Origin of the sequence: Yinghuangia sp. YIM S09857 (genome assembly GCF_051388915.1) — a bacterium.
Taxonomy (GTDB): Bacteria; Actinomycetota; Actinomycetes; order Streptomycetales; family Streptomycetaceae; genus Yinghuangia.
In genome coordinates this window covers 156,217-160,538 of record NZ_JBPKBH010000019.1, presented here as the reverse complement: position 1 = coordinate 160,538, position 4,322 = coordinate 156,217, and the positions used below count along the sequence as shown (strand labels likewise).

Sequence of the window (4,322 nt, the reverse complement as noted above, 5' to 3'; positions counted from 1 at the left end):
CGCGCCGGGGGTGCGCAGGCCCGCCACCAGCGACTCGAACGACGGTTTGATCAGCGCCTGGTGCCCCGGCCCGTCACCGCCGCCGACCGCGCTGACCACCACGTCCGCGCCCTTGGCGTGCTCGGCCACCGACGCCGGGTCCAGCACGTCGCCAGCCACCACCGTCAGCGCGGGATCCACGGTGGTCAGCGTCGCCGGGTCGCGGACCACCGCGGTCACCGCGTGGCCGCGGCGCAGTGCCTCGTCCAGGACACGGGAGCCGACCGTGCCGAGCGCGCCGTACAGCGTGATGGTGCTCATCGTGAAATCTCTCCTTGGATCGGTGTCCGGCCCCCACCCCCCGACCGTACGGCGACACCAAGGCGACCCACGCTGCGCCGAGCCGACCGCACCGGGTGAAACCCGGCGCCCGGACCTCCGGGGCGGGACGAGGTCGTGAGGCGACGGCGGGCGTACAAGCGACGCGGCAGTTCCTCAGGCGCGGATCAGGCGGGAAAGTGGCGTAGGAGGAAGTGGGCCGTGGCGGTGATGATCTGCATGCGGATACGCGCCTCCTGGGCATCCGACAGACCGGGGTGCGAACCGCCGGTGTGGGACACGGACCAGACGCCCGCGACCATGAGGCCGCCGTCGCGCGCCGGCAGCGGTTGCCCGACGGCCAGCGGCGGTTGGGTTTGGCCTTCCGGGACCCACAGCGTCTTCAACGCGGCCCCTCCCTGGTTGGCGTTGCCGGTGTCGCGATACCCGGTGTGGTCCTTGGCGAGGTTGACGATCAGGCTCTCCAACGCGGTCCGCAACTGGCCGTTCGACGAGGGGTGGTCCTGCTCGGCGAAGTTCTTCACTGCGGCCCGGTAGTGCCCCTTTGCCACGTCGTACCCGCGCGCCTGCAGCTCCGCTTCGAGGGCGGTGATCTCCTCGGCAAGCGGCACGGCCGCGGGCTCACTCGGGAGAATCCGCCACTCGACGGCACGACCGGATCCACCTCCGGATTGCAGTTCGAAGCCGTCGCTGCGCAGCGCCTCGCGAAGCGGGGCGACGCGTTCGGTGTGCCCGAACCTGGTGAGGTTCCCCGCGACACCGCACACGAACGACACCATGGCCTCGTGGGCGTCGTCGTCTCCCTCCACGGCCCGGTTCCGAGCGGCCCGCAGGGGCTTGCGCACGATCTCGTACTTGTTGTCGAGGTGAGGGTGCTCCCCGTCGGACAAGCCGCTGCTCATCAGAAGATTCCGCAGTTGGGATGCGCTGAGGGGGTTGGCGGCCTCGACGACGGCGCCGACGGTCTTCACCGAGAATACGTTCACCCGCCCAGTCTCGGCGCTTCGTATGCGCTCGGGCGAACTACTTTCCCCGATCGGGGGGTTCGCAGGGAGACCGCCGGGTCTGACGACCGTCGACGCCGCACGTCACGCGCGTTCCGGCGTCTGCGGGACGGTTGGCTTGTCGCCCTTCGCCTGATGGGCGGCGGCTGCGGATTGGGCCCGCAGAGCAAGGAGTTCGCGCAGTTCCTCGGCCTGGGCGCGGGCCTTGTCGGCGGCTTGGCGTTCACGGATGGGGCGTTCGGCGGATTCCTCGTCGTATACGTCGGCGATCCGATCCCACAGCACCGCCTCGCGCTCGCGCAGCAAGGCCGCGACCCCGTCGCACACGACTTGGCCGAGCACCACGCGTGGTGGGTGACCCGGGCGCCCTCAAGTTGCGACGAGCACCGGAACCCACCACATCAACAACTGGCCGCGTTGGTTGACCAGCGGTGACAGGTTCAGAATCGACTTGTGCAAGGCATCCTGGGGCCGCGGCGCCGACGTAGTTCGACCTCGTGCGACGGGCTCTCGGGCGCGGAATGGCGGCTACGGTCCGGCGACGATCCACGTGGTCAGGCACGCGTCGTGCCCGGGGTGGTAGTGGTAGAGGACGCCGATTTCCCGTCCCCCGGTGTCGTCCGCGGTGAGCTGTACTACGTACTGCTCGGTCTCCGGGTGGTACGACGGGCGGCGCTCTCCGGTGCGTGGTTCCACGGAGAGGACCTGGCGAACCGCTTCGACGGCCGCGCGTTCGGTGTCGCTCAGGTCGGCGAGCGCCTTCTCGGCTGCGTCGTTGAAGTAGGCGGCGGTCACCGGTCAGCGGCGATCTTCCGGCGGAGAACGTCGTCGACGTCGCGGGCGCTCATGGTGAGCGCGGCGATGGCTTCGGAGGTCGTGTTGCGCAGCACATAAGAACGGTACCGCTCGGCGAGCGCGGGCACCTGGTCCAGAGAGGTGGACGCCAGTTCTTGCTCGAACTTGTCGAGATAGGTCGGGAGTCCGAGGCTGCTCAGGCCGACGAGGGCGGCGCGGAGCTCAGCGAGTGTGCCCATGGGCGGCGCATGTTGGACGTGTTCCGGTTGCGCGCTCACGAGTGTTCTCCCTCTGTCTGCGGTCCCGAAGGCCTTCCCTTGGTACCGGAACTTCAGTATTGCGTGCGCACGGCACAGCGGGCTATGGAGAAGACACGCAAGGGTGCAGCGCCGCGCGGGTCAGGTGGATCGGCTGCGATCGGGGACATGTGTGTGCCAACGACGGCGGGTGGCGGCTTCGCCGTCGACCCATTGGGCGCCGAGAGGGTGAGGCGTAGTTGCCGGCCGCGGTGCACTGCCGCAGTCCTCGATGACGGTATCGACCTGGCCGGGGTCGTCGCGGATGCCGTGGTGGAACGCGGGCGTGAGTTCCAGGTCGGGTTCCTGGACGGCGGGGAGTCCCGCGACGGCGATCTCGGTACGGAGGATTTTCGGCGCGGTCGGTGACGTCGTCGCCTCGGGTGCCGGTGTCGCGGATGAGGGCGGCGATGCGGGTGGTCGGGGTGGTGGCGCGCAGGTCGAGGCAGGTGGTCCGATGCCTAGCAGGGGTGCGTTCACCAGTGCCTAGTACCGCAGAGTAAACCCGCGCTGTGGGTTGTTCGTTCAAGGTATTGGAAGCACGCAAGCGAACTGCGGGTGTCGGACGGGCGGAGGACCATGGGGGACCAGCGGCGGGCTGTCAGCGCTGTGATCGCGGCCCGGGGCCAGGCGCTCAAGCGCTATGCCTTCTTGCTGTGTGGTGACGACGACGCGGCCGATGACCTCGTCCAAGAAGCGCTGACGCGGGTGTTGGGTCGGGTCGGGCGAATACCCGCAGATCCGCGCGAACTTGAGTTGTACCTGCGGCGCATCCTGCTGAACCTGGTCGTTGATCAGTCCCGTCGCGCGGCGCGGTGGCAGCGCCTGGTCCCGCATGTGTCGGAGGAGACCGTGACATGCGACGCGTCGGACGCGGTCTGCCTACGGCTTTCTCTGGGGGAGGCTTTGACCCGGCTCCCTCCCCGGCAGCGGGCCTGCGTCGTCCTGCACTACTACGAAGACATGTCCGTGCAGGACGTCGCCGCGCAGATGCAGTGTGAGGTGGGGACCGTCAAGGCCCAGCTTCACGCGGCCCGCAGAACACTCGCACGCCTGGTACACAGCGAGACCCCGCGGCAGCCGGTCGACACGAGCGAAGGGTCAGGACCGTGAGAGACGAGCAAGCCCCCGAGATAGACGAGCTGGAGCTCGCGGCCGAACTGGTCCGGCACGCAGCGCTCGCCTCCGAGTTGGACCCGCTGCTCGAGGAACGGGTCGTAGCCCCCGCGATGCGTCGGCGCAGGCGCCGCGTCCGGCTGGGCATCGGCGTGGCCGCCGCTCTGACGGCCTCCAGCGTGGTCGTCGCCGTGGCGATGCTAGGCCCCAGTGAGACCACCGGTTCCGCCGCGCCGGGCAGCACCGGGGCGCCGGTGGTGCCGTCGGCGAACGGCACCTTCGCGGTGTCACCGCCTGGGACACTCCCGCAGTCGGATCTCGCACTGCGCGACTTGGCACAGGCAGCCGAACGCGTCGGAACATCGACGCAAGCAGACGTGTACACCAACGTCAGGTCCGACCCGTGTCGCTGCTCGATCACGGTGTACCTCAGTGACCTCACGCGTTCGGAGGCGTTCCTGGCAGACCTCCGAGCGGCCTTCCCGGACGCCGCCGCTGACCTGCGCGTCAACTTCGCGCCCGGCAAGTACGCCCGGGCTGCCTGCAACGCGATCTTTGCGTTGATGTCCACGGAACTGAAGGAGCGCCAGCTGCCCTTCCAGGTCAACACGACAGCCGTTGCCGTGGACTGCTCGGTGTTCCTCGTAGGCGTCGACGCGGTGGAAACAGCACGCGCATACCTGGCGGACCCCGCGAACGGATTCAACGCTCGGGAGATGGCCGTCGAGGTGCGGTACACCGGCGATCAGTCGTTCATGGGAGCCCCGCCCCCGACAGGATGAGAGGTGCGGTG

At 69.1% G+C, this 4,322-nt stretch carries 6 protein-coding genes and 1 pseudogene; 2 read left to right on the top strand and 5 right to left on the bottom strand.

The genetic code is table 11. From position 1 onward, the window contains the following. The 5 genes and pseudogenes from ACRX5S_RS31730 to ACRX5S_RS31710 form a co-directional block, all read right to left on the bottom strand. Positions 1-300: pseudogene (locus ACRX5S_RS31730) on the bottom strand (NAD(P)-dependent oxidoreductase); the annotation flags it as partial. Between the two features lie 185 nt (positions 301-485). Continuing rightward, the gene (locus tag ACRX5S_RS31725) at positions 486-1,304 is read right to left on the bottom strand and encodes a hypothetical protein (protein ID WP_436776610.1); all 819 of its coding nucleotides are present in this window, start codon (positions 1,302-1,304) and stop codon (positions 486-488) included. A gap of 102 nt (positions 1,305-1,406) precedes the next feature. Beyond that, a complete protein-coding gene (locus ACRX5S_RS31720) occupies positions 1,407-1,667 on the bottom strand; it encodes a hypothetical protein (RefSeq protein ID WP_436776609.1) in 261 nt (86 codons plus the stop codon). Between the two features lie 183 nt (positions 1,668-1,850). Continuing rightward, the gene (locus ACRX5S_RS31715) at positions 1,851-2,117 is read right to left on the bottom strand and encodes a hypothetical protein (RefSeq protein WP_436776608.1); all 267 of its coding nucleotides are present in this window, start codon (positions 2,115-2,117) and stop codon (positions 1,851-1,853) included. Next, complete coding sequence (locus tag ACRX5S_RS31710; RefSeq protein WP_436776607.1) at positions 2,114-2,395, bottom strand: hypothetical protein; 282 nt, start codon at positions 2,393-2,395, stop codon at positions 2,114-2,116. The genes ACRX5S_RS31715 and ACRX5S_RS31710 overlap by 4 nt, the downstream gene beginning before the upstream one ends. 597 nt (positions 2,396-2,992) lie before the next feature. Here ACRX5S_RS31710 and ACRX5S_RS31705 point away from each other — a divergent pair. Together ACRX5S_RS31705 and ACRX5S_RS31700 are read left to right on the top strand one after the other, a co-directional pair. Continuing rightward, positions 2,993-3,526 (top strand): SigE family RNA polymerase sigma factor, encoded by a 534-nt coding sequence (locus ACRX5S_RS31705; protein ID WP_436776606.1) that lies wholly within the window; start codon positions 2,993-2,995, stop codon positions 3,524-3,526. Beyond that, complete coding sequence (locus tag ACRX5S_RS31700) at positions 3,523-4,311, top strand: hypothetical protein (RefSeq protein WP_436776605.1); 789 nt, start codon at positions 3,523-3,525, stop codon at positions 4,309-4,311. Before ACRX5S_RS31705 ends, ACRX5S_RS31700 begins: the two co-directional genes overlap by 4 nt. Positions 4,312-4,322 lie beyond the last annotated feature (11 nt).